The sequence below is a fragment of the Rhizobium sp. MHM7A genome, assembly GCF_005862215.1.
GTDB classification, from domain to species: Bacteria; Pseudomonadota; Alphaproteobacteria; order Rhizobiales; family Rhizobiaceae; genus Rhizobium; species Rhizobium bangladeshense.
In genome coordinates this window covers 1-22504 of record NZ_VCHT01000025.1, presented here as the reverse complement: position 1 = coordinate 22504, position 22504 = coordinate 1, and the positions used below count along the sequence as shown (strand labels likewise).

The following is a 22504-nucleotide window of genomic DNA, read 5'->3' as shown; positions in this document are numbered from 1 at the left end:
ACTGCAAGGGCGCGGCTGGCAATTGTCGGATCATGCAATGCACGGCCGCGGCGAAGCCTCCCTTGCGGCCTGCTGCTCGCAAGCGGCACGCCAAAGGCCGGCTCGATGCGCCGGCCAGGGGAAAAATTCATGAGCGATCTCAAGGTCGTCGTCGGCATCGATCTCGTCAGAGGGAAAGACGCTGTATTCACCCTCGACTTCAAGGACGGTGACCGGACCATCAGGTCATGGGAGCTGGAAGGCGCGGGACTGTGCGAGGAAATGATCGAGCGAGTTTAGAAGGGCTCCAGTGGGAGCGGGCCAATTCCCGCTCGATGGCTCCTCAAAGGCTCGGGACGGGCGCGATCACCGCGCCGCGGAGCGGCAGCGGCCGCAGCTTGCGAGCGGACCTTTCAGCGTGTTGTTCGTGGAATCCGGAACTCGGCAAGGACCCATCACAAACGCGCGGATTGGCTTGCTTTCGTGGTCACCTCGGTTCGGCTGCGTTCCGCCGAACGCAGGAGCCATTCTCTCCGTGTTTTCAAACCGATGGCGCGATCTTGCTGCGGGCCTGACGTTGCCAGAACGATGCATTTGCAGGCAGCATGCAAGGCAAGGTGAAAGCGTCCGGCGCCCGCAACCACACTGCGATCAGCCTGATCGCGCAAGCTTCACTTTCTCAAGCGCCTGTTCCACTGATTCGGCGTTGAGCGATTTAACCGCACGCTCCACGCACGCCTGAATTTCAGCGGTATCCTTTCCCTCGATCAACGCGATATTAGCCACAGTCCAGCCTCTCGATATCCAATGGAGACAGGTTCGTTCAAACGGCGAGAGCATTGCTATCTTCATGGGGCGCTGGTTCCACTCAGCTAAAGCCCAGCAGGTTTGCGGAAAACATCGACCTTACCATTGGAGAACCTGTGCAAATTTGATCCGAAATCGCCATGACCGCTTGCCTCAACTTCAACTCAAACTCGGGAGTCAACACCACGAGATCTGCGTCGTCTTCAGGTACAAGCCGACCTTTGTGCTCAGCATGCTCATAGCCTTTGCGGGTTCCGCAAGCGGAGGCTTATTCGTCAGAGCGATCGAGGCTGCGATGACGCGCGTGGCTGCCTCGGCAAGGCAGCGCCGCGACCAAAGCTGAGCTCGATATCGTAGATTGAGGGGAGTGACCCTCGAATCGAAGCGGCGGGCAATTTCGCCCTCAGCTCGATGGACTATTTCAGGGACATAGTCGGACAAGCCGCACGCGACTGTGACGACGAATTCGGAGTCCTCGGCGCGCAAAGCCGCACCGGTGGCAGCGAAGTCTTTCGCTAAGCGATCGAGCAATCTGGCCGCAGCTTCTGGAATTTCGTCGATCTCACGGCGCATGTTCGTTTGCACGGTGGCCTGCATGATAGGATCCTGTCTTGTAAGAGAGCGGTCAGTTTTCGAGAAAGGTGAGCTCGCTGACAAAACCTTCGGCATCGCCTCGAAAAAGTGAGCGGGTGAATTCGATTGCACGGCCCGAAGCAAGATAGGCGACGCGCTTTGTCAAAAGACCAGCCGTTCCAATCGCGACGCCAAGCAAGGTGGCGTCCGGACCTTCGATGTTGGATGCGAAAGTGCGCTGGATCGCACGAACGGGTCTGAAGTTTGCGTCCGCGAGTGTGTTGCAGATAGAAGAGGTAACGGCACGAGCGTGGGGCAGGAACTCCGAGGAAATGCATGTGCGTTCGATCGCAAGCGGCTGGCCCGCCGAGCTCCGCAAGTGGGTGATGCGCACGACGTGACTGTCGCCTGACAAGCCGAGTGTCATCATCTCCTCTGGTGCGGGATGAGACGTGCTGCGCCCGATGCACTCGACTTTCGTGTCCGATCCACGCCAGGAAATGTCACCCGTCAAAGAGTTAGCGCATAACGGAGGCCGATCTGCGCGCACCGCCGATCCGGCAACGAAGGTTCCTGAGCCGCGCCGGCGGACCAGAAAGCCGTCTTGGACGAGATGGTCGATTGCTTTGCGGACCGTTACACGGCTAACGCGGACATGTTCAGCGAGGTCTCGTTCGGGATAAAGAACGTCGCCCTCTTTGAGTTTACCCGACAGGATCGCCTTTTCAAGCGCCAGGCGAAGTCTATGGTAGAGCGGGCCGGCGCCCTTGATGTCTATGCCCCATCCTGGAAGCATGGCCGCAAGCCTGTCGCTCATTCGATCGCTTTCAGATGCCCGAAGCGCGACACAGCCAGGGCCACGGCCCCGCTCAGTGCATCGCCTTCGGGCGTTACCAATAGACTTTGATGCCGTGCAGCGATCCAGGACGAATACAGCGGCCCCAATCCCCCGAGCAGGCAAATCTTCTGCGTTCCTCGCGCGACTAGACGATCAAGTGCTTCGTCAACTGAAACAGCAGCTTCTTGCAACAGGCGCGCGGCGACGGCATCGCCCTGTTTCATGTGCTCGAATACGCGCGGCGCATAGCGGCCGAAGGCGCCGGGCTTTGCCTGCCGCGCAAACTCGACGATATTGCGTGGGTCATTTTTGAATTCGGCAAGGACGGAGGCGGTCATCGCGGACATGTCGTGAATGCCGTCACATGCGAGCAGCGTTTCTTGCAAAAGCGCATGTCCAATACGAGCGCCGCTGCCGAGGTCGCCCACAGTAAAGCCCCATCCGCCGACGTAGGTCACCGTTTCGCAGTGGCGGGAAATGTAGATCGTGCCTGTTCCTAAAATGGCGACGGCTCCGTCTTTATCACCAAGCGCGCCTTGTAGCGCGATCAGCCCGTCTGACTCGATGTCCGCCTGGGCGAAGGGTAGCCTGTTTTTCACGTAGTGAACGGCCTCGCCGACATTATTGCCCGCGACCCCAAGTACTGCACGCGCCGAGGCGATGCTACGCGCATTGATGCCAGCTGCGTAGAAAGCCGCGTGGGTCGCACTGGCAATGTTGTCGAGGGCCGTATCCGGATCGGAGAGAATGTTGGCTGGCCCGGCTTGAGCCCGCGCAAGGATACTCCCGTTCGCACCGGCGACTGCAGCACGGCAGCTGGTGCCACCGCCGTCGATTCCGATTAGGTAGACAGTCATCCGCGCTTTCCTTCAGGAGGTCATCTGACACAGCGTCGATCGCCTTCGGGCCGCACCAGCTGCGCGCATCTTGTTCGTACGTACGTCGCACAAACATACCGGATTGTCAACTGGAAACCGGCTAGAGAGAGTATGGGCGACCCAGCTGAAGGAACCCGTAATGCCTTTCGACCTGAATCCTTTCCCCGTCGCGAGTAACCGGCATGCAATTTGGGAAATGCTCGTGCGCAAAGACGTCGGCGGCTTCGTCGCCCAGGATTGGAAGATCTTTGCTCCGTCGTTCAAGTTTGAAGGATTGTGCGGGACGGCCTCGTGTCGAGGCAGGCGCTATCCAAAAACAGCCATGGCACCGAAACTTTGATCTGGATCAACTCGCGGTCCCGGCGAAATTGGTAATCATCAAGCCGCGCCGGAAGAAATCGGGATAGCCGAACCCGCAATCGCGGCGTAATCGTCTGGGGTATGCCCAGCATGCGCAGCCACATCATGGCACACGCGGATTTTGAAGGGATCAGGAAATGGACGTTGCACGCAGTAAGGTTTCCGACGCCGGCGCTCCCGTCGCTTGCGCTTCCTGCCAAGCGCGGCACGGCGTCGTCTGCGGCGCGCTGTGGAGCGGCCAACTCCGAGAGCTCGGCCGCCAGTCGCTGCGCCGCACGGTCGATGCTGGCTGCGAGATAATCGCTCAAGGGTCGGAAAGCTCTTTCTATTCGAACATCATGCGCGGGGTAGTAAAGCTCTGCAAGGTGATGCCGGACGGGCGCCAGCAGATCGTCGGCCTGCAATTCGCCCCCGATTTCGTCGGCAGGCCCTTCGTGCCCGAAAGCATGCTGTCGGCTCAGGCTGCGACCGACGCCGAAATCTGCGTCTTCCCCCGCGACCTGCTCGACCGCATGATATCGGAGACGCCGAAGCTGCAGCGCAGCCTGTACGATCAGGCGCTGAAGGAGCTGGATGCGGCGCGCGAATGGATGCTGACGCTCGGCCGGCGCACCGCCGAGGAGAAGGTCGCAAGCCTGCTCCACCTCATCGCCACCCACGCCGAACCGCAGACCGCCACGACCACCTCTTTCGACCTGCCGCTGTCCCGCGCCGAGATCGCCGATTTTCTCGGTCTGACCATTGAAACCGTCAGCCGCCAGTTGACCAAGCTGCGCAAGAGCGGTGTCATTCGCATCGAGAACTTTCGACATATCATCGTCCCCGACATGGATGAGTTGGAGCGGATGATCAGCGCATAGAACGGGATCAGCTGCCGAATTCGGGGTCAGCGCGTGATCACGACGCGGGTATTGGCGAGGCCAGCCTGTGCGCCAGCGAGAAGAACTGGGCGGCATTGTCGGAGTGCAGGCGAACGCAGGCATGCGAGGCCGGCCGGCCCAAGCGCTTAAGGTCGAAGGTGGCATGAACGGCGTAACCGCCGTAGGCGATCGAAATTGGCTGAATGGGTATCCTGCTGGTGAAATTTGCAGTACCGTTCACCAGATCGATCAGCCGTTAGATGACTGTCGCGCTACCACCTTGCCAACTACAAGGTGGTCTGAAACGTCGTTGGCCAACAGTCGCCGGCGAGGATTTCTGCCTGTTGGAGGATCTCCGCCTATTGATTGACGGCACCGACGTAGCCGACAGATTCTTTCGTCTCGACTGTCCATCCATCTGGACCGCGGAACTGTTCAGGGGTCAACGCTGCTACCTTTGTCACGACGTAGTGGAGGATTGTCGAGGGTAAGCGCATTCGCCATCATGCGCTTTTCCTCTCGCGCGCCTCGGCGACCATCTCCTCGAGCCTAACAGCAACACTGTGAGCGCGGCGATAGTAGGCGGATTCTGGAATCCCATACCGGTCCATTGGCGTCTCGATGTTGAGCGGAGTCTGATAAGGAGTTGCGGCGATCGCCGAGGTGATCGTGTGCCAATCTAATCGTCCGTCGAATGGCAAGAGATGGTTATCCATTGCTCCGAAATTGTCGTGAATGTGAGTAGCGATGAGGCGATCCGCGAAACGCTCTAGCACGCTGAGCTTGCCTGGCTCGATCAGTTCCCAGTGGCCACAATCGAAGCAGACGCCGATGAACTCCTTGCCGTATCGAACGAACAGCCGATCATAGAGGTTGAGGAAATTCTGAGCGTTGGCGCAAAGAAGAGTTTCCGCGGCAATCTGGATGCCCTTTTCGACGCAGTAAGGCCTGATCTCGTCGAGAGACTGGAAAAGGGGGTCGAAGAACGCTCGTTCGGCGGCTTCGCTGCCGAAGACGTTGTCGTTGATATCGATGTGCAGAACAATATTGGGGGACTGGAACGCGGCCGCCAGGTCGACACGGTTACGCAACAGCTCGACTCCGCTGCGGCGCTGCCATTCATGCGGCGACAGGAAGTCCTTGCGCGTCTCCATCGCGAAAGGGCCAGGGTTTTTGTGGCCGATCTCGGTGATAGGATTGCGGCCATTGCTGCCATGAACCGAGTGCACTTTCAGCCCAGCATCGGCCACGATCCTGCTTGTAAACTCAATCTCGGCGTCGGCCAGCCAGTACGAACTGCCGGAGTCGGGATTCCAGTTGATGTGTGTGAAGCCAGCTTCCTTGATGAGGGTCAGCGAGTTGCGAATGCCTTCGTCGTACCAACGCTCCTGGTGCGGCCAATGCCAGACGGTGATGCAGGTATCCAATGGATCAGTCTCCGGTTCTACAATGTTGTGGTTTCTGGACCTTTGCCAAGGCCGATGCGCTCGGCCAACAGAATGATCGCCAGTGAAAACGCCATGATCAGAGTGACATAGACAAGATTGAGCGCGGCCTGCTCAGGATCGACAGACAGCGAGCTGTCTACGATTGCAATCGGCAGCGGTTTGTTGTTGACGTTGTATAGAAACGCCGACAGGGGGTATTCCGACAGGAGATCGTTGAAGGCCATCCCGGCGACGAGGATTACAGTCGGCGCCACAATCGGCAGAATGATGCGGCGATAGCGATAAAGACCAGTGGCGCCCATCGAGCGGGCCGCCTCGTTATAGGCCGGATCGATTCCTACGAAGGCTGCCCGCAGGAACCTCACCATAAGCGGCAAGGCGACGATGGCGTAGCCAATCGGCAGGAGCCAGTAGCCGCCGAGGAGGACTGCGTTTCCAACGAGCGGGTTTGGCGTGTCGAAGGTGACGATCAGCCCGACAGCGAGCAGAATACTAGGAACTACCCATGGCAGGAAGAAAGTGATGTCTAGAAGGCGCGTCAGCCAACTGCGCCGGCCAAGAATAACCGGGACAGCAAACAGCGTAACGACCAGCGCCGCCGATACCGCGGCAAGGCTCATCACTATGGAGTTGAAGAACGGAAGAAAGGCAGTGCCTTCGGTAAAGACGCGGGCATAGTTCTTCAGGGTCAGGCTGGATGGGATCACTTCGATGCCGATGCTCGCGGCCGGGGCGAAGGAGAAGAGTACGACAAGAGCGATCGGCACCGCATAAATAGCCACAAGAAGATAGGCAAAAAAATGTAGCACTGTATTGCCGATCGGGCTGCAAATTTTGCGTAGCTGGATGGGCGCAGTCGCTTTCGCGCCGCCGACATAGGAGCCGCGCGCTTCGTAATATTGAGACAGCAGGATAAGCGCCATGAGACACAGTCCCATCATAAGCGCCAGTAAGGCGGCCATGTCGGGACGGCGCAGGCTGTTCAGAGTCAGCACCATCTGGCTCAGCATGTGGAAATCGCGACCGCCCAGCACCTGAGGGGCGGCGAAAGAGCTGATCGCGGTGTAAAGGGTGAGAAAGGTGACAGCGAGGAGCGTCGGCATGATTGCGGGCAGTACCACACGCCACAGGATCGTATATTCCCAGGCACCCATACTGCGCGCGGCTTCGATGGTTGCGTAGTCGACGCGGCGCATCGCAGCACGCAGAAAAAGATAGTAAAAGTTGGTCATCAGAAAGGTATGCGTGAAGAGCACGCCAAACCAGCCGATGAACCAGTCTTGCGGGAGGCTGGAAACGATCGCCTTCACCAGATGTGTCACCGCACCGCCGGGACCATAGGTGAAGTTATAGCCCGCCGCCGCAACGACACCGCCGAAGACCAGCGGCGTTGCATAGGCGATTTTCAAGAGTGCGCGACCGCGTACGTGAAAATATTCAAGGACGACCACCTGGAAAATCCCGACAATGGTCACCGTGACCATGGTCGCTGACGTCATCCAAACCGTGTTCCAAAGGGCAGCGCGCACTCTTCGTGATCTTGAAAGTTCGCTTAGGGTCTGACCGACCACCAGGCTGCCGTCCCTGAAAAATGCCGTTTGAAGTGACGCGACGAGCGGCAGTATCAGGAAGGTGACGACGATCCAGATCAGGGCCGCCAACCCGATCCAATAGACTACGCGCTCGACGGCAGCCGCGCGGTTCATCTGTCCGCTTCCTCGAAGATATGCACCGAGCCCGGCCGGATCGTCCAGGACACGGTCTCACCGATTTCGGGTAACTCGTGCCCCATCCTGGCGGCCGAAATGAAGTATCCGCCGGTATCCAGGTCGATACGGCTGTGGGCGCCAAGGAATTCCACATGACGGACGGTCGCCGGCAACCCGGCTGGTATCACTTTCCCAACGAGTACATCTTCGTGGCGAACAAAAATGCGCCCCCGAACGTCGCTGCCCAGGATTTGCCCGGCAAGCGGCGTGGGCAGTTCGTTGGCGGTGCCGATGAACTCGCAGATAAACGGCGTCGCCGGCTCTCGATAAAGAGTACGTCCGTCACCGATCTGTTCAACGCCACCGTTCGCCAGCACGACGATCGTGTCGGACATCGTGAGTGCATCTTCCTGATCATGCGTGACAAAGACTGCCGTGAAGCCAAATTCCTGCTGGAGCCTCTTGATCTCGCGGCGCATCGTCACTCGCACCTTGGCGTCGAGATTGGACAATGGTTCGTCGAACAAAAGCACCTTGGAGCCCGCGACAAGCGCGCGCGCAATCGCGACCCGCTGTTGTTGCCCGCCTGACATGGTCGCTGGCTTCTTGTGCAGCTGCTCCGTAATCCCGGATGTTTCGGCGATCTGGGCGACGCGCTTGCCGATCTCGCTCTGCGGCATCTTCGCCACACGCAAAGCAAAGGCGATGTTTTCGAACGCCGTCATCGTTGGAAACAGCGCATAGTTCTGGAATACCATACCGACATTACGGCGCTCCGGCGGCTCGTTGGTGATATCTTTTCCTTCAAGAATAATCCGCCCGCTCATGACCGGATGAAAGCCGGCGAGGGTCCTTAGAACGCTGGATTTGCCGCTGCCGGAGGCCCCGAGCAGAGCAACGAACTCTCCTTCGTGAACCTCAAGCGAGAGGTCGCGGATGACCACCTTGTCGCCATAGCCAATATGCAGTTTATCGATGATGAGGATCGGGGTCGGCATGATCATACTCCTGTGAAGCCTGGCGATCTGTGTCGCCCGGTCCTGCATCCTCACCGGATTTCAAGCTCGATCTTCTGCAACCAGCCGTCCAGTTTGGGCGCGACGGCATCCCAGTCGATAGGCTGCGCCTTGACTAGTTCCGCATTCGCCTGCACCTCTGGCGGTGATTTCGCCAGCGCCGCCGGTAGCACCGGAACCTGACCGAACTTTTTGGCGTAGCCGGCCATGACATCGGCAGAGCCGAACCAGTCGACGAATGCCTTTGCCTGCTCCAGCTGATCGGTTCCCGCCATGATCGCCACGCCTTCGGAGATGACGGGCGTGCCACCTTCCGGGTCAATGACCTTGACTTGCATGCCGAGCTCCTTGGCGTCTTTGATGACGCCGCCGAACCAGTTCAGATTGATGATCGCACCGCCCGATTTGAAGGCTTCTTTGCGCGCATCGGCGTCATCGACAACGATGGCGTTCGCATAGAATGCGCCAAGAAAATCCCATCCAGCCTGAGTGACTTCGCCCTTGTCGTCGAGGAACCGGGCCAAGATGCCGGCAAGATAGACCCTTGTCGTCTGCCAGGCGGTGTTGCCGATGACGTATTTGCCTTTGTATTCGCCCCTTGTCAGGTCCAGCCAGCTTTTCGGCGCCCGCTCAGCGGCAAGCTTGTCGGAATCATAGGCGATGACAACCGGTGTGCTCCAGAATTTGTAGACAATGCCTTCTTTGTCCTTGTATTGCGCAGGGAGGTCCGCTGCCCAGGCTGGTGTGTATGGTTGGAACAGGCCGTTCTTTTTGAGCAGAGCCATAGACGTGTCGACCATGCCGAGTACGACATCGGCCTGGGGGTTGTTCTTCTCGGCGACCAGCCGATCAAAAAGTTCTCCTCCGGGTGCGCGCAGAAACTGCACATCGTGACCGGCGGCTTTAGCCTGGTCGATTATCCACTGAACGTTCTCTTCTCCCTGAGGTGAATAGACGACAAGACTATTGGCCAAGGCCGGAGAGGTGACCGCGATCAGGACGGCTGCGAGGGTCAATAAACGTTTGATCTGATGCATGGTGTTCCTCTCGTTTCAGTTTGGCCGGTCATCCCCGGCTTGGCGCCTTATTACCGGAGCTACATGACAGTTTAATTACATTGCGTAATTTAATATATATTGCAATAGCTCTTTGGCTACTAACGATTTGAGGCACTCTTGGAACCAATGGACCTTTCACGGAACGAACGACGACTGGTCGAACTGATTTTCGTGGGCAAGAAGATTGCGCGCGTCGACCTGGCCGAACGGTCCGGCATGACAGGCGCTTCTGTCACTCGGCTGATAGGTCGCTTACTTGAGATCGGACTTCTCATCGAGGTGGTCGAGCGGACCGGCGCCCAAGGCCAGCCTCGGCGCTTGCTGAGCTTGCGGGCTGACCGGTATCTTTCCGCGGGGATAACATTCTCGGTCTCCCGAATGGAGGTAGCAATTGTTGATCTAGCAGGTAAGATTCTTACCTCCCGATCAGTCGACATCGAGACCAGCACGGCTTTGTCTGTGGCAGGCGCCGCGCAGGCTGCTATCGCGGCGATGCTGACCGACCTGGGTACGCCTAAGGATCGCCTTCTCGGGGTCGGCTGCTCTGTGCCCGGCAATTTCGGCACGATGTCGAACATCCTCAAGGCCCACAGCTTCTTCCCGGCTTTCGATGATGGTGAGGTGGACCAAGCTTTTAAAGCGACTTTCGAAGCGCCCTATTACATCGAGAATGATGGAACAGCTGCAGCGCTCGGAGAGTATGTGTTCGGCGGACGCATCCCGCAGCCTGATCCGATGTTCTTCATTCACATTGGACACGGTGTCGGGGGAGGGGCGGTTATCGACGGACGGCCGTACCGCGGTGTCAATGGAAACGCCTGCCTGCCCGGAGTTCTCTACCCGTACGACCAGCCGCGCCCATCCGGCCAAGACCTTTTTGCCACCCTCAACGGTGCCGGCTTCGCCATCCACGACTTCATCGACCTCGATCGGTTGCCAGATAGCGCCGAAGCGGCGTTAGAAATCTGGGTTGAACGCGCCGGAAAGCAGCTCAGCGAGACGGTACGTGTAGCAACGGCGATGTTCGACCCCGCGCTGATTGTCCTTGGGGGACGGCTGCCAGAACTCGTGACAGACAGGCTGGTACGCGCAATTTCCAGTCAGCCAATCCTTGGCCCGTCGCGCGGTTTGGAGGCTGCCGCAGTCGAGGCCTCTCGACTTGGCCCTCGCGCCGGCGCGATCGGGGCGGCCTGCATTCCGTTCTTTGCCTCTCTCTTTTCCGCCGCCGTCGCAGACGATGGCAGTCCTTACCTTAACGGTCGCAAGCCCAAATCCCGACCTTAGAAAATTTGATTGCGCGCCTGAGTCTCTTTAAGAAGTCAACCGGGGCAGGCCCAGGCGCGAACCGCACCTTGCAGGTCCGCAAGCCCTTCCTTGCAGATCGGTGCCGCTACAAAGCCTCAAATGACCAGCTTGAGGTGGCTGGATAAAACCAGACCCGCGGCGCCGCGCAGAGCCGTATGGCCTTCGCCGATACCATTCACCGTGATCGATATCTCCTGACCAGGTCTCTTCACCACCAGTTGCTCGACATGCTGCCTGATCAGCTCTGCTGCCTTCAATCCGCCTCCGGCGACGTCTCCATGAAGGACATAGGAGTTGAGGGAGAGTGTTTGCTGCAGATTGACGATGCCGAAGGCTACGTTCCGCGTATAACGGTCGAGAAGCTCCTCTGCCGCCTTCGAGCCTTCGTCTGCTTCCTTGACAAGCCTGGCACAGGTGACGCTCTTGGGATGCGGAAAGCTCAATCGGGCGGCTTGTTTTCGTAACCAAGGAAGGGCAGCGACGGTCTCCCAGCAGCCGTGCTTTCCGCAATTGCAAAGGGCACCATCGATCTGCACCACGCTGTGACCGAGCTCGCCGCCGGATCCGGCGAGTCCACGATAGACCTTGCCGTCGATGAAGAAGGCGCCGCCGAGAACCTCGCCAGTATAGACTGCTGCGAAATTTTGTTGGCCGCGACCGGGTCCGAACCATCTGTCCCCAACAAGCAAGGCACGGGGGTGGTGATCGATGACAACCGGAAGAGAGAAGCGTTCTTGTAGTATTGCTACGAGGGGAAGTCCCGTTAGAACGGGAGCAAGGTTGACGGTAAGAATGGTTCCATTGTCACTGTCGATCATTCCAGCCGAGGCCACGCCAATGCCGAAAGGCGCCTGTTGGGCCTGAGACAGTGTGGCAGTAAGCGTCTCCGTCATGACCGCGATGAATGCTTCTGTGTCGCCATGCGTATCAAACTCAGCTTTCGCAACGGCCTTGATCTCACCGGTTAGCGCCACGAGGCATGTTTGTATCGTGCCGGGCAGAAGGAGGACTGCGCCAAGCATCGGTGCATCGGGGTTAAAATAAAGCGGACGAGCCGGCTTGCCGCCTTTGACGTCGGAAGGTGACGCATCTCCCTCAACAAGAAGCTGGTCTTCGATCATCGGCTGCACAATACCGGTTATCGTGGTCCGGTTGACACCTGCAAGTCGAGCGAGATCTGCCCGGCTTTTGGGTCCGTTATCATATAAGGCCTGAAGGACGCGACCGCGGTTTATCGCGCCAAGTGCCGATTGGGAGACAAGTGTCACGTTGCCGCCGTTCTCGCCGGCGGCGACTTCTCTGCTTGCAGGGGTGCGCTGGCCCAACGAATAGGACGGCTGGCTCTCAAACTTCAATTCTCTTCTCCAATCTACCGGATCCTTTTAGCCCGTACATTATCGAACGGCCATACAACATAAGGCCCTTTCCGGTGATGCAAGCAGGACGTCGATGACAACCGCGGTACAGCGCAGAAATTTTCGCCGCGACAACTTCTTGACACTAACATAAGTTTGTGCGAGGTACAAACTAACTGCTTACAAAAAGCACATTAGGGGTAACAATCTCAGTATCGACAAGCGGAAGCCCAGGGCTGCGCTGAAGGGCCGGGGTTGGGATACGAAGCAACTGAGGAGGCTGTTTATGACAATCGATATCGGAAATATGTCGCGACGTGACCTGCTGAAAAGCGCTTCCGTCGCAGCTCTTGTGGCTGGCGCGGGATCATTGGCCGTGCCACGGCGAGGGGCGGCACAGGATGCGAACACGGTGCGCGTCCTGTCCGTTGAAGACCCATTCTTTTTCTCAATGAAGGCGCTGGTGCCAGAATACGAGAAGGAAACCGGCATCAAGGTGGAACTGGAAAGCCTCTCGTATGACGCCCTTCAGTCGCGCCTCGTCTCTGCCTTTGTCGCCAAGACCTCCGACGCCGATGTCATCGTTGTCGACCAGATGTGGCTCGGGCAGTACCTCGACAATGGCTGGATCATCTCGCTGAATGATTTTATTGCCAAGGACAACGAATTCGACCTCTCAGACTTCATCCCGGAGGTCCTTTATTCCTCGAATATGTGGCGCGGCCAGGTCGGCACATTGCCGGTCGCCGCCTATGCCCAGGGGGTTATGTACCGCAAGGACGTCTTTGACGAACTCGGCATTGCAGCGCCGCCGACCGAGACGTCGGAAGACTGGACCTGGACGAAATACGTCGACACCCTGAAGTCGATGGAAGGCAAATCATTTGGCGGCAAGCCGCTCTTCCCAACCGTCGTTTGCGGTTCCCAGCCGTCGCCGATCGTCCACATGTTTACGCAGGTCTCAGCAAGCCACGGGGCGAACTGGTTCAAATCGTTCCCGACCGCCCCGTGGGATTTCTCCCCGCAGTTGACAAGCCCGGCCTGGATCAAGTCTGTCGAAGTCTACAGGCAGCTCTACAAGCTGTCTCCGCCTGAAGCCATCAATTATGTCTGGTTCGACGCCGGCACCCGTTTCGCCAAGGGCGACATCGGCATGTTCTATTGGTGGACCCCGTACTTCTATCTGATCAAGAATTCCGGTTACATGACCGGTAAGAAATCGGACGTCATGGAGAAGTATGCAACCGCAGCCTTGCCGAAAGCTGAGGGCGTGCCTCAGACGGTCAGCCTCGGTGGCTGGAGCCTTGGCATCCCGTCCAGTTCCGAAAGGCAAGAGGCAGGCTACGCCTTCATCAAATGGGCGACCTCGAAGGCCACGCAGAAGAAAATGGCTCTTTGGCCGGACCTCAACTACCAGTTCTCCGACTTTGCGCGCGTTTCGCTCTATCAAGACGAGGAAGTCAAGGCGATCTATCCCTACCTCGATGTGCAGTATGCGATGATGAAGCAGGGCAACGGCAAGGTCACACGCCCGCCGGTCCCGGGTTACACGGCTGTCGAAAGTGTGCTGGGCCTGACCTTGAACCAGCTATTGACCGGAACCGAAGAGCCGAAGACCGGCCTCGAGCGCGCCAACAGCCTGTTCGAGAGCATCCTGAAGGGCAATCTCATGATCCCTTATCAAAGGGACAGCTACGCGGATTCTCTTGACGGGGCCAAAGCCCTGATCGCCAAGAAGTAACAGAGTTCTCCTCGGGCCGGCGCGACAGCGATCGCGCCGGCATCCACTTGAAGAAGAACTGGATCTGGCAATGCACACGACAACTGTTCGCTCTCCGCGAGCCTTCGGGCCTGCCCGGAAGAGCTTTATCCGACGAAACCTGCCATACTTGCTGATTGCGCCTTCGGTGGTGATGCTGCTCGCTCTGATCGCCTACCCCTTGCTGTTTGCCCTAAGATCGAGCTTCTACTTCTGGAACCTGCAAATCGGCCCGGAGCCGCTCCAGTTCGTTGGCTTCGAAAATTATGTGCAGGCCTTCAACGCATTCGACTTTCGCGCCGCGCTCACCAATACCCTGATCCTGTCGATCCTTGGCACGGCACTTGAATTCATATTCGGCCTGGCGATTGCACTCATTCTGCTCAAGGCACTGCCTGGCATGAACATCGTTCGGGCCCTGCTGATCTTGCCCACCACGATCGCGCCCATCGTCGTCGGCTTTTTGTTCCGCTACCTCTATGATCCCGGCGGTGGACTGTTGAGCTGGCTGTTGCAGTCGCTCTGGCTCCCCGTTCCCGCTCAGGGAATTCTTGGCTCGCCATCGACAGCACTCGCGGCCATCCTCTTCGTCGACATCTGGCAGTGGACGCCGTTCTTTGCAATCGTTCTCTATGCGAGCCTTTTGGCCGTGCCCGACGAGATTTTGGAGGCCGCACGCCTGGATCGCGCGTCTGCATGGACGATCCTGATGCGGATCAAGCTGCCGCTGATCAAGCGCACCGCAATCATTATCGTCATGCTGCGCTTCATGCAGATCTTCAACACCTTCGACACAGTGCTTGTGCTCACCCGCGGCGGACCGGGCACGTCGACGCGCACCCTTGGATACTCTCTCTACGAACAGGGCCTTGTCAACTTCAACATCGGCCTGGTCAGCGCCATGACCTGGATCACCGTGCTGATCGTCAACGTCATCGTTGCCCTCTACGTCTTCTTCGCGTTCCGAAACGAGGAGTGGTAAAATGTCCCGCCGCCACACGAGCTTCAACACGGCACTCACCTACGCCGCCGGCCTCCTCTTCCTGGCAATCTTTGTCGGTCCGATTCTGTGGTTCATCGCTCTTGCGATCCGGCCGGCCGAGACGGCATTCACCATGCCGCCGCAACTTACCTTCGAACCCAATCTCGATGCTTTCCGGCACATCCTCGTCGATCCGGGTACCAACGCGCCGCAACTGGTCAACAGCCTCATCGTCGCAATCGGTGCTGTGCTACTCAATCTGCCCTTTTCGGTTCCTGCGGCCTATGCGTTGTCCCGTTTCAAGCTCCGCGGCAAGAAGAACATCATGTTGTGGTATCTCGGGCTGTTGATGGCCCCGCCGGTCGCGTTCCTGATCCCGTATTTCATCCTCATCACGCGCATCGGTCTGCAGGGTTCCTATTTCTCCATGATCCTGGTCCTGCAGACGCTGACGATCCCGTTTTCCGTCTGGTTGATGAAGAGTTTCATCGATGAAGTGCCGGTGGAACTGGAGGAGGCTGCCCGGGTCGACGGCGCCCGCTGGTACACGATCATGTTGCGGATCACGCTGCCGATCGTTCGTCCCGGCATCATTGTCACCTCGATGTTCGCCTTCGTGTTCGCATGGAACAATGCCGCTTTTCCGCTGGTGCTGAGCTCACGCTCGACCGCCACTCTTCCGATCGGAACACTTGGATATTTCGCAACGAGCGGAGTGACCTGGAACTACATCGCCGCCGCAGCAGTGCTCGCGATGATACCTCCGATGATCATCTTCCTTGTTTTCGATCGATACGTCGTACGAGGCCTCACCTTTGGTTCGGTGAAGGGCTGAGCTTTCCCTTTATGAATGGAGTAATGAAATGAGCAGACTGCGAATGGGCGTCATTGGCGCCGGTCTTTGGGGCGGCAATCACGCCCACACCTTTAATGTCTTGCCGGAGACCGAGCTGGTCGGCGTCTGCGACCTCGATGAGGGCAGGGCGCTGAAGATGAAGGAAACCTACGGCGCAACGCGGGCCTTCACCGATTATCAGAAGCTGATCTCCAGCGATCAGATCGATGCGATCTCGGTTGCGACACCCGACTTTACCCACACGCCGATAATCCTCGCCGCTCTGAAAGCTGACAAACACGTGTTGAGCGAAAAGCCGCTTGCGACGACGGTGAGTGAAGCCGAGGAAATTGCGGCGGCTGCCGCAAAATCCAAGGGCAAGCTGATGATTGATTTCCACAACCGTGTGAATCCGATCCTCGCCCAGGTTCGCGACATGATTCAGGACGGTCAGATCGGCTTGGCAAAGCACGGGACCGCGCGTCTTTCGAATACGACATTCGTTCCATTCGAAATGCTGAGCTGGGCTGCAAAGTCTTCGGCACTCTGGTTCCTGGGAAGCCACCTCGTCGATGTCCTGCGTTTCATTCTCGCAGACGAGGTCGTGCGTGTTTATTCCGTCGCCCGCTCTGGGACACTGTCTGCCGGCGGCGTGGATACGAAAGACTTCCATGCGTCGATCCTTGAATTTTCCAAGGGCACGGTCGTGACCATGGAGAACAGCTGGATCCTGTCGCGCGACAATCCCTCGCTCGTCGATTTCAAGGTCGAGTTCGTTGGTGAAAAGGGCCAGATCCAGGCAGACCCGACCCATAGCGGCGGCCTGCGCCGTATCGTCGACGGCGGACTGAAATACAATGACTACATCGGCATAACGCCAACCGGCGCGACGCGTATCGGTGGCTTCGTGTTGGAATCCATCGCTCGCTTCGTCGATAGCGTGGTGCGTGATGCTCCTCTGCTGGCAGATGCACAGGACGGTCTGGAAAACACCAAGATCCTGGCGGCGATCGAACAATCGGTCGCAAGCGGCAAGGCTGTGAACATCGGCTAATGCCGCACCCAAAAGCTCGGGGCAAATCCGTGCGAACAGTTCGGCTTGCCTCGCCCAAAAATACTGGGAGTAGATAAAAATGGCGTCCATGACCTTTGATGGGATAGGCAAGACCTTTCCGGACGGAACCGTTGCTGTTGCGAATGTAAGTTTTTCGGTCGCGGACGGAGAATTCGTCGTTTTGGTCGGCCCGTCGGGTTGTGGCAAGTCAACTTTATTGCGGATGGCTGCGGGTCTTGAAACGCTCAACAGCGGTCGGCTGCTCATGGATGACGCCGATGTCACCGAGACCGAGCCACAGGACCGGGATATTGCGATGGTTTTTCAGAACTACGCGCTTTACCCTCATATGACCGTTTACGACAACATGGCTTTTGGCTTGCAGCAGCGCAAAATGCCCAAGGACAAGATTGACAAGCTGGTGCGCGATGCAGCCGAAATGCTTGATCTCGCGCGCTATCTCGAGCGCAAACCGGGGGCATTGTCTGGTGGTCAACGCCAACGCGTGGCGATGGGTCGAGCGATCGTTCGCCATCCCATGGCCTTCTTGATGGACGAACCTCTTTCCAACCTGGATGCCAAGCTCCGCGTGCAGATGCGCGGTGAACTGAAGCTGCTTAATCAGCGGCTCGGCGTCACAACCCTTTATGTGACCCACGATCAGGTCGAGGCTATGACCATGGGCGATCGCGTGGCTGTGCTGAAGCCGGTGTTTAACGGACAGCAGAGTAATCTTCAGCAGATCGACACGCCGCAGAAGCTTTACGACAAGCCGTCCAATCTGTTCGTCGCGGGGTTCATCGGTTCGCCCGCCATGAATTTCGTACGCATCGAGCTGACAGCGGAAGCCGGGACGCTGAAAGCTGCGATTACCGGGACGAATATATCCTTCGCCATCCCCGCCCAGCCAGCATTGTCGGTCTTTGCCGGGCGACAAGTCATTGTTGGAATTCGCCCGGAGATGTTCAAGGTTTGTCCCGAGGCCGAGGCGTTGTTCAATGAGCAGATCCCGGTTGCCGAAGCGCTTGGAGCCGACACTTTCGTGTTTTTCGACATCGCCTCACCGCCGGTCAATATCAACGATGCTGAGGATACTGAAGACTTTCCCAACAAGGGTAAGAACCGGCTTGTGGCGCGTATACCACCGGCGCTGACACCTCGACCCCATCAGGTGCTGCCATTGACAGTCGACCTGGAGAAATTGCACTGGTTCGACCCAGTAACGGGGGCTGCGATCCGCGACTGACAGAACGTGCACGAAATATCGCCAGCTGGGGTTTCAACTCTTTTCTCCTGCCCTCCCAGGCAACTTGGCTGTCGTCGATTACGAGGTCGGCGGCAGCCATTTTTTTAAAACTCGAGACATCAAACCATCAGAATCTGAACATCCATCCGCCGTAAGTGACACCGAGCTTAGAGGAGTGGCCCGTGAAACACATTTCCATTGTCGGTAAGTTCTTTATCATCATGGCCGTCTTTGGCGTCATGGCACTCGGTCTGACGTTCTATCAGAGCCGGCAAATGTTGAAAGTTAACGACAGCTATCAGGAGCTTCTCGACAAAGATGCATCTGCAGCACTTCGCTTGACCCAGTCGAACCGAAGTCTGGAAATAGCGCGTGCCAGCATCAGCGACATGGTGATGACGCGGTCGAAAGAGGCGAGGGCGCGCGCAGAATTTGGCTTGAATGACGCACGAGAAAACTTCGTCAGGTTCATGGATATGGCGATTGCCGCAGTTCCTGAGCAGAGCGAACTGCCGAAGTTGAAGGCGGATGGATTCTCCGTCCTGACCGATACGTGTGGTGCAGCCATCGCTGTTGGTCGCGGCGCAACTAGTGAAGCCGAGCTTGCCATGGTGCAGCAACTCTATCTCACTCTTTGCCAACCCGCCTTTGCTGCCATCTCACCGAGATTCACATTCGTCACGGAAAAACTCGCTTCGGACGCAGAGCAAAAGCGTGCTGACGTTTCAAGCGTTGTCCGTGACACGTCTGTGCTGAGTTTGGGAACAGCTATTGTGGCCCTCTTCGCTGTCTCGTGTTTCGGCCTTCTCGCAATTCGCTCCTGGTTGGTCAAACCGATCAAGCAGATGGTTACGACGATGAAGGTCATAGCCGACGGCGATCTTACTTCGACTGTTGAGGGAACGATTCGCCGCGACGAGATCGGATCGATGGCCCGGGCAGTACAGATCTTCAAGGACAACGAGTTAAGGGCGCGCGATCTCGGAAAGGATGCAGAAACAAGTCGTGGCGCAAATGAGATTGAACGTGCGCGTCTCGCCGAGACCGAGCGTCAGCGAGCGCGGGATATGGCGGAGGCAACGTCCGGGCTTGCAGAGGGCCTAAGGCATCTCGCCGACGGGAACCTCGTGTTCAGCCTCGACGACAAGTTCGCCGAGGACTTCGAACCGTTGCGGGCGAACTTCAATGCTGCTGTTGCTCAACTCGCTGAGAGCTTGAGAGCTGTGTCGAACGCAACCGAATCGATAGATGATGGCGCGCAGGAAATCAGTTTGAGCGCGCAGGACCTGTCACGCCGCACAGAGCACCAGGCTGCTTCACTGGAGCAAACCGCCGCCGCGCTGGATCAAATTACCCAGAACGTCGCCAGTTCCTCAAAGCGCACAGCGGAGGCGCGACATGTTGCGATCGAGGCAAACAAGTCGGCGCGCCACTCCGGGGGAGTGGTCTCCAGCGCTGTCGCGGCAATGCAACGCATCGAACGGTCATCCTCGCAGATCTCCAGTATTGTCGGGGTCATCGACGAAATCGCGTTTCAGACCAATCTTCTGGCGCTCAACGCAGGCGTCGAGGCGGCACGATCCGGCGAGGCAGGAAAAGGTTTCGCAGTGGTTGCCCAGGAGGTGAGGGAGCTTGCTCAACGCTCTGCGCATGCAGCAAAAGAGATCAAGGATCTTATCCTCAAATCGGTTGATGAGGTCAGCAGTGGCGTCAAGCTGGTCCGCGATACCGGCGAGGCGCTCAAGATCATCGTGGACCAGATAGTGCTGATTAACACTCAGCTTGATGCCGTCACGGCCGCTTCCAACGAGCAGTCCGCAACCCTTTTTGAGGTCAACCGGACAGTCAATCGAATGGATCAGGTTACGCAGCAAAATGCAGCCATGGCCGAGGAATCCACGGCTGCAAGCACGGCACTTGCCCTTGAGGCAAAACAGTTGCGCGGGATTGTGGCGGAGTTTCAGATTGAGAATGCACTCTCTGAGCAGCAGACCAGTCAAAGCAACCGTGAAACAGCGTCAATATCTTTGCCAGCACGCCGGATGCTGGCAAAGGTCGCGAACGAACTCGGCAAAGTGAGTGACGGTCGAGTTGCAGATAGATCCCGGCAATGACCGCGGACCTCCCGCAGGAACGTATTGCGGATGTCCTTAGATGACGAAATTCAGCAATTCAGAAAGAAGCAGACTGGCGGCACCGCGTAAAGCCGCCAGGCATTCGCTATCTTCGAAAGCAAGGGCAATTTCATCGCCCGGGCGATGGAATACCAATTCCCGGAAGCTTTCCTGGATTAAATGAAGCATGGGGTTTCCCCCTCGTACGATGTCGCCGTGAATAACGATAAAATTGGGCGCCATGAACTGCTGGAGGTTCGCCAGGCCGACCGAAATGTTGAACGCGTAGTCGCGAAGTAATTCTCGTGCGCCTGGGACGTCGTCGTTGGCCAGAGTCAATAATCGGCTCACATCCAGGGAGTGCGGTTGTGGCAACCGCCTAACCTTGGCCTCGTCCGTTAACCACTTCGAGCCGGCGATTGTTTCCCAGCATCCACGTCGGCCGCACTGGCATATCCGACCTTTGATGTCTACGGTCGTATGACCGATTTCGCCGCCTGCACCTGCGGGTCCCCGATAGAGATGCCCATCAAGGTAAAGCGCTCCACCCAAAGTCTCGCCGATATGGACGGAGGCGAAGTTTCTCCGGCCGCGGCCTTGTCCAAACCATCGGTCCCCAACCAGCAAGGCTCTGGTATCCTGATCGACACACACGGTAACGCCGAACCTTTTGTGCAATTCGGCTTCGAGCGGTAAGCCGTCCAGGAATGGCCCGAGACTGGCGGTCACAATTGTGCCCGTCTCCGTATTGATCATTCCTGCAACTGCTACACCTATCCCTAAGATCGGTTTGCCAGATGCGATGGTTTCTTCGACACAGGTGCTTATAATTCGGAATGCGTCGGTGGGGTGTGTAAGGTTCTTCGGAAAATCGGCGGCGTGTTGAGCATAGACCTTGCCCTCCAAAGAGACCAAACAAGCACTCACGCGGTCGTGCATCAGGAGCACCGCGCATATTGGCCTTGCATCCTTGGAAAACCACAACTTGGTAGCCGGCTTGCCGCCTGCTTCGTTGGGAGGTATCACCTCTCCTTCCGCAAGAACACCCTGATCGATCAGGGGCTGCACAATCCCTCCGATAGTCCCTCGAGTCACACCCGCAAGGCGGGCCAGGTCCGCCCTGCTGGATGGCCCTATGTCGTACAAGGCTTGCAGCAATCGGCCCCGATTCGCAGGGCCCAAGGTTCGCGTTGGAATCAGTTTTTGGGCCGGGACTATACCCTTAGCGCTCTCATCTTTATGGCGATCGTCAGAACTGCCCTCACTTTCTCCCAGTCGGTGAGCTTCGAGTCTTCTTATCAAAGAGTCCATAGCATCCAATCCTGTTGGCCGAACCAATTGCGCCGCCAACGGCCAGCACTATCAGGGGGCTAACCGCTTCTTCGCAATCTGGTGAGGCTCGGGTTATGATCTGGGGGCCATGTGCTGTTCTTCCAACGCATCTTATGATCGGCACCTGGCGTTTACGGGAAACTTTGGCCGGTTCCCGTCCCAAGCCTTCATTCAGTGATCTTAGTGTCCGCCCAATCGTTAAAAACTATTGAAATATCCCAAGCGCTCCGTGCAGAAGCTGACCAAGGTGACGCCCAAGCGGCTGCCTGACCATACACGACAGAATCGAATATTATACTTATTTTATCTCGCGTATCTTGAATATAATTTAGCATATACTTTTTTATATACTTAGTTTGAGCTATCATACCGGGGAAAGCAGTGCTAGCGTTTGTGTGGGCTGATCAGCATTCTAATGAGCATGATTGGAGATCGAGATGAACGGATTCGGTGCACTACGGCTCATAACTCGCAACGCAACTGGTGCTTTCTCAGTCGAGAAGCTCGCCGTTTTCGGTGGGAAGCCTGTGGTCCCCCAGGGACGTGTTACACCTTGGCCCGCCGCGGAGAAGAAGCACTCGGATGCCCTGCGTGGAGTTGTGGATGGTGGAAGATATCACCGCGTTAATCATCCAATTGTGAGCGGTTTGGAGGAAAGCCTTGCAAGGTGGACCGGGAAGTGGCAAGTGCGCGCTGTCGGCAGCGGAACGGCAGCCATTCACATCGAACTCGACTACGTCAAAGAGCGAGGCGAGCAAGTTGTTACCGCAGCATTGAATTGGCCGGGAGCGGTAGGGCCAATCACGATCAGCGGTCTTCAACCCGTCTTCGTTGATGTCGACATGAACTTGGCCGGGATTGATCAGCGCGCCGCCGCTGAAGAGTTCGGCCCCAACGTGGCTGCAGTTTTAGTCACTCAGATCGTGTCCCATGGAGTGGTGTAGCTGGATTTCATAGCCATCGGTGATTTCCGGTAGGGTCGGGTTGCTTAGAGCC

Annotated in this window: 19 protein-coding genes and 3 pseudogenes; 11 read left to right on the top strand and 11 right to left on the bottom strand. The window is 57.5% G+C overall.

What is annotated here, in order from left to right; translation table 11 throughout:
- Nucleotides 1-129 precede the first annotated feature (129 nt).
- The gene (locus FFR93_RS41175) at nt 130-279 is read left to right on the top strand and encodes a hypothetical protein (protein WP_157633263.1); all 150 of its coding nucleotides are present in this window, start codon (nt 130-132) and stop codon (nt 277-279) included.
- Nucleotides 280-630: 351 nt separating this feature from the next.
- Here the strand turns inward: FFR93_RS41175 and FFR93_RS37715 are convergent, their stop codons facing one another.
- The 4 genes and pseudogenes from FFR93_RS37715 to FFR93_RS37700 all read right to left on the bottom strand — a co-directional run bounded on the left by FFR93_RS37715 (nt 631) and on the right by FFR93_RS37700 (nt 3054).
- The gene (locus FFR93_RS37715; RefSeq protein ID WP_138396899.1) at nt 631-831 is read right to left on the bottom strand and encodes a hypothetical protein; all 201 of its coding nucleotides are present in this window, start codon (nt 829-831) and stop codon (nt 631-633) included.
- 225 nt (nt 832-1056) lie between these two features.
- Nucleotides 1057-1383: pseudogene (locus tag FFR93_RS37710) on the bottom strand (aminotransferase); the annotation flags it as partial.
- Nucleotides 1384-1411: 28 nt separating this feature from the next.
- On the bottom strand, nt 1412-2176 hold the full coding sequence (locus FFR93_RS37705) for a GntR family transcriptional regulator (RefSeq protein ID WP_018482062.1): 765 nt from the start codon (nt 2174-2176) through the stop codon (nt 1412-1414).
- On the bottom strand, nt 2173-3054 hold the full coding sequence (locus tag FFR93_RS37700) for an N-acetylglucosamine kinase (protein ID WP_138396898.1): 882 nt from the start codon (nt 3052-3054) through the stop codon (nt 2173-2175). Before FFR93_RS37700 ends, FFR93_RS37705 begins: the two co-directional genes overlap by 4 nt.
- A 160-nt stretch (nt 3055-3214) precedes the next feature.
- Here FFR93_RS37700 and FFR93_RS37695 point away from each other — a divergent pair, with 160 nt between their 5' ends.
- Together FFR93_RS37695 and FFR93_RS37690 are read left to right on the top strand one after the other, a co-directional pair.
- Nucleotides 3215-3415, top strand: a complete 201-nt coding sequence (locus tag FFR93_RS37695; protein WP_018482064.1) for a hypothetical protein — start codon at nt 3215-3217, stop codon at nt 3413-3415.
- A 157-nt stretch (nt 3416-3572) separates the two neighbouring features.
- Complete coding sequence (locus tag FFR93_RS37690; protein WP_131613978.1) at nt 3573-4295, top strand: Crp/Fnr family transcriptional regulator; 723 nt, start codon at nt 3573-3575, stop codon at nt 4293-4295.
- Between the two features lie 26 nt (nt 4296-4321).
- Here the strand turns inward: FFR93_RS37690 and FFR93_RS37685 are convergent.
- From FFR93_RS37685 to FFR93_RS37665, 5 genes and pseudogenes are all read right to left on the bottom strand, one after another.
- A pseudogene (locus FFR93_RS37685) lies at nt 4322-4476 on the bottom strand (L,D-transpeptidase); the annotation flags it as partial.
- 322 nt (nt 4477-4798) lie between these two features.
- Nucleotides 4799-5722, bottom strand: a complete 924-nt coding sequence (locus FFR93_RS37680) for a sugar phosphate isomerase/epimerase family protein (protein WP_138396897.1) — start codon at nt 5720-5722, stop codon at nt 4799-4801.
- A gap of 17 nt (nt 5723-5739) precedes the next feature.
- On the bottom strand, nt 5740-7449 hold the full coding sequence (locus tag FFR93_RS37675; RefSeq protein ID WP_138396896.1) for an iron ABC transporter permease: 1710 nt from the start codon (nt 7447-7449) through the stop codon (nt 5740-5742).
- Entirely contained in the window at nt 7446-8450 is a 1005-nt protein-coding gene (locus tag FFR93_RS37670; protein ID WP_026236765.1) for an ABC transporter ATP-binding protein, read from the bottom strand. The genes FFR93_RS37675 and FFR93_RS37670 overlap by 4 nt, the downstream gene beginning before the upstream one ends.
- A gap of 50 nt (nt 8451-8500) precedes the next feature.
- Nucleotides 8501-9505, bottom strand: a complete 1005-nt coding sequence (locus FFR93_RS37665) for an extracellular solute-binding protein (RefSeq protein WP_018482069.1) — start codon at nt 9503-9505, stop codon at nt 8501-8503.
- A gap of 147 nt (nt 9506-9652) precedes the next feature.
- Between FFR93_RS37665 and FFR93_RS37660 the strand changes: the two genes are divergently transcribed.
- On the top strand, nt 9653-10810 hold the full coding sequence (locus FFR93_RS37660) for an ROK family transcriptional regulator (protein WP_018482070.1): 1158 nt from the start codon (nt 9653-9655) through the stop codon (nt 10808-10810).
- Between the two features lie 116 nt (nt 10811-10926).
- Here the strand turns inward: FFR93_RS37660 and FFR93_RS37655 are convergent, their stop codons facing one another.
- The gene (locus tag FFR93_RS37655; RefSeq protein WP_018482071.1) at nt 10927-12186 is read right to left on the bottom strand and encodes an ROK family transcriptional regulator; all 1260 of its coding nucleotides are present in this window, start codon (nt 12184-12186) and stop codon (nt 10927-10929) included.
- 286 nt (nt 12187-12472) lie between these two features.
- On the opposite strand from FFR93_RS37655, the gene FFR93_RS37650 reads away from it, so the two are divergent.
- The 6 genes from FFR93_RS37650 (at nt 12473) to FFR93_RS37625 (ending at nt 20176) form a co-directional block, all read left to right on the top strand.
- Nucleotides 12473-13927: a substrate-binding domain-containing protein gene (locus tag FFR93_RS37650; protein WP_131613974.1), complete on the top strand. Its 1455-nt coding sequence runs from the start codon at nt 12473-12475 to the stop codon at nt 13925-13927.
- Between the two features lie 70 nt (nt 13928-13997).
- Entirely contained in the window at nt 13998-14927 is a 930-nt protein-coding gene (locus tag FFR93_RS37645) for a sugar ABC transporter permease (RefSeq protein WP_131613972.1), read from the top strand.
- 1 nt (nt 14928) lies between these two features.
- Nucleotides 14929-15762, top strand: coding sequence for a carbohydrate ABC transporter permease (locus FFR93_RS37640; protein WP_027681768.1), 834 nt, complete (start codon nt 14929-14931; stop codon nt 15760-15762).
- A 28-nt stretch (nt 15763-15790) separates the two neighbouring features.
- Nucleotides 15791-16816 (top strand): Gfo/Idh/MocA family oxidoreductase, encoded by a 1026-nt coding sequence (locus FFR93_RS37635; protein WP_027667923.1) that lies wholly within the window; start codon nt 15791-15793, stop codon nt 16814-16816.
- 79 nt (nt 16817-16895) lie between these two features.
- Nucleotides 16896-18062, top strand: coding sequence for a sn-glycerol-3-phosphate ABC transporter ATP-binding protein UgpC (gene ugpC / locus FFR93_RS37630; protein ID WP_138396895.1), 1167 nt, complete (start codon nt 16896-16898; stop codon nt 18060-18062).
- A 182-nt stretch (nt 18063-18244) separates the two neighbouring features.
- On the top strand, nt 18245-20176 hold the full coding sequence (locus FFR93_RS37625) for a HAMP domain-containing methyl-accepting chemotaxis protein (protein ID WP_138396894.1): 1932 nt from the start codon (nt 18245-18247) through the stop codon (nt 20174-20176).
- 36 nt (nt 20177-20212) lie between these two features.
- On the opposite strand, the gene FFR93_RS37620 is transcribed toward FFR93_RS37625, so the two are convergent.
- A complete protein-coding gene (locus tag FFR93_RS37620; protein WP_138396893.1) occupies nt 20213-21487 on the bottom strand; it encodes an ROK family protein in 1275 nt (424 codons plus the stop codon).
- A 458-nt stretch (nt 21488-21945) separates the two neighbouring features.
- Here FFR93_RS37620 and FFR93_RS37615 point away from each other — a divergent pair.
- Nucleotides 21946-22425, top strand: a pseudogene (locus FFR93_RS37615) (DegT/DnrJ/EryC1/StrS family aminotransferase); the annotation flags it as partial.
- Between the last annotated feature and the right edge of the window lie 79 nt (nt 22426-22504).

What these genes read in the sequence shown, in the direction of transcription:
- FFR93_RS37660 (WP_018482070.1), top strand. Translation starts at nt 9,653, where the DNA reads ATGGACCTTTCACGGAACGAACGACGACTGGTCGAACTGATTTTCGTG.
- FFR93_RS37670 (WP_026236765.1), bottom strand. Translation starts at nt 8,450, where the DNA reads ATGCCGACCCCGATCCTCATCATCGATAAACTGCATATTGGCTATGGC.
- FFR93_RS37690 (WP_131613978.1), top strand. Translation starts at nt 3,573, where the DNA reads ATGGACGTTGCACGCAGTAAGGTTTCCGACGCCGGCGCTCCCGTCGCT.
- FFR93_RS37675 (WP_138396896.1), bottom strand. Translation starts at nt 7,449, where the DNA reads ATGAACCGCGCGGCTGCCGTCGAGCGCGTAGTCTATTGGATCGGGTTG.
- FFR93_RS37645 (WP_131613972.1), top strand. Translation starts at nt 13,998, where the DNA reads ATGCACACGACAACTGTTCGCTCTCCGCGAGCCTTCGGGCCTGCCCGG.
- FFR93_RS37635 (WP_027667923.1), top strand. Translation starts at nt 15,791, where the DNA reads ATGAGCAGACTGCGAATGGGCGTCATTGGCGCCGGTCTTTGGGGCGGC.
- FFR93_RS37705 (WP_018482062.1), bottom strand. Translation starts at nt 2,176, where the DNA reads ATGAGCGACAGGCTTGCGGCCATGCTTCCAGGATGGGGCATAGACATC.
- FFR93_RS37695 (WP_018482064.1), top strand. Translation starts at nt 3,215, where the DNA reads ATGCCTTTCGACCTGAATCCTTTCCCCGTCGCGAGTAACCGGCATGCA.
- FFR93_RS37700 (WP_138396898.1), bottom strand. Translation starts at nt 3,054, where the DNA reads ATGACTGTCTACCTAATCGGAATCGACGGCGGTGGCACCAGCTGCCGT.
- FFR93_RS37665 (WP_018482069.1), bottom strand. Translation starts at nt 9,505, where the DNA reads ATGCATCAGATCAAACGTTTATTGACCCTCGCAGCCGTCCTGATCGCG.
- FFR93_RS37650 (WP_131613974.1), top strand. Translation starts at nt 12,473, where the DNA reads ATGACAATCGATATCGGAAATATGTCGCGACGTGACCTGCTGAAAAGC.
- FFR93_RS37620 (WP_138396893.1), bottom strand. Translation starts at nt 21,487, where the DNA reads ATGGACTCTTTGATAAGAAGACTCGAAGCTCACCGACTGGGAGAAAGT.
- ugpC (WP_138396895.1), top strand. Translation starts at nt 16,896, where the DNA reads ATGGCGTCCATGACCTTTGATGGGATAGGCAAGACCTTTCCGGACGGA.
- FFR93_RS37715 (WP_138396899.1), bottom strand. Translation starts at nt 831, where the DNA reads ATGAAGATAGCAATGCTCTCGCCGTTTGAACGAACCTGTCTCCATTGG.
- FFR93_RS37640 (WP_027681768.1), top strand. Translation starts at nt 14,929, where the DNA reads ATGTCCCGCCGCCACACGAGCTTCAACACGGCACTCACCTACGCCGCC.
- FFR93_RS41175 (WP_157633263.1), top strand. Translation starts at nt 130, where the DNA reads ATGAGCGATCTCAAGGTCGTCGTCGGCATCGATCTCGTCAGAGGGAAA.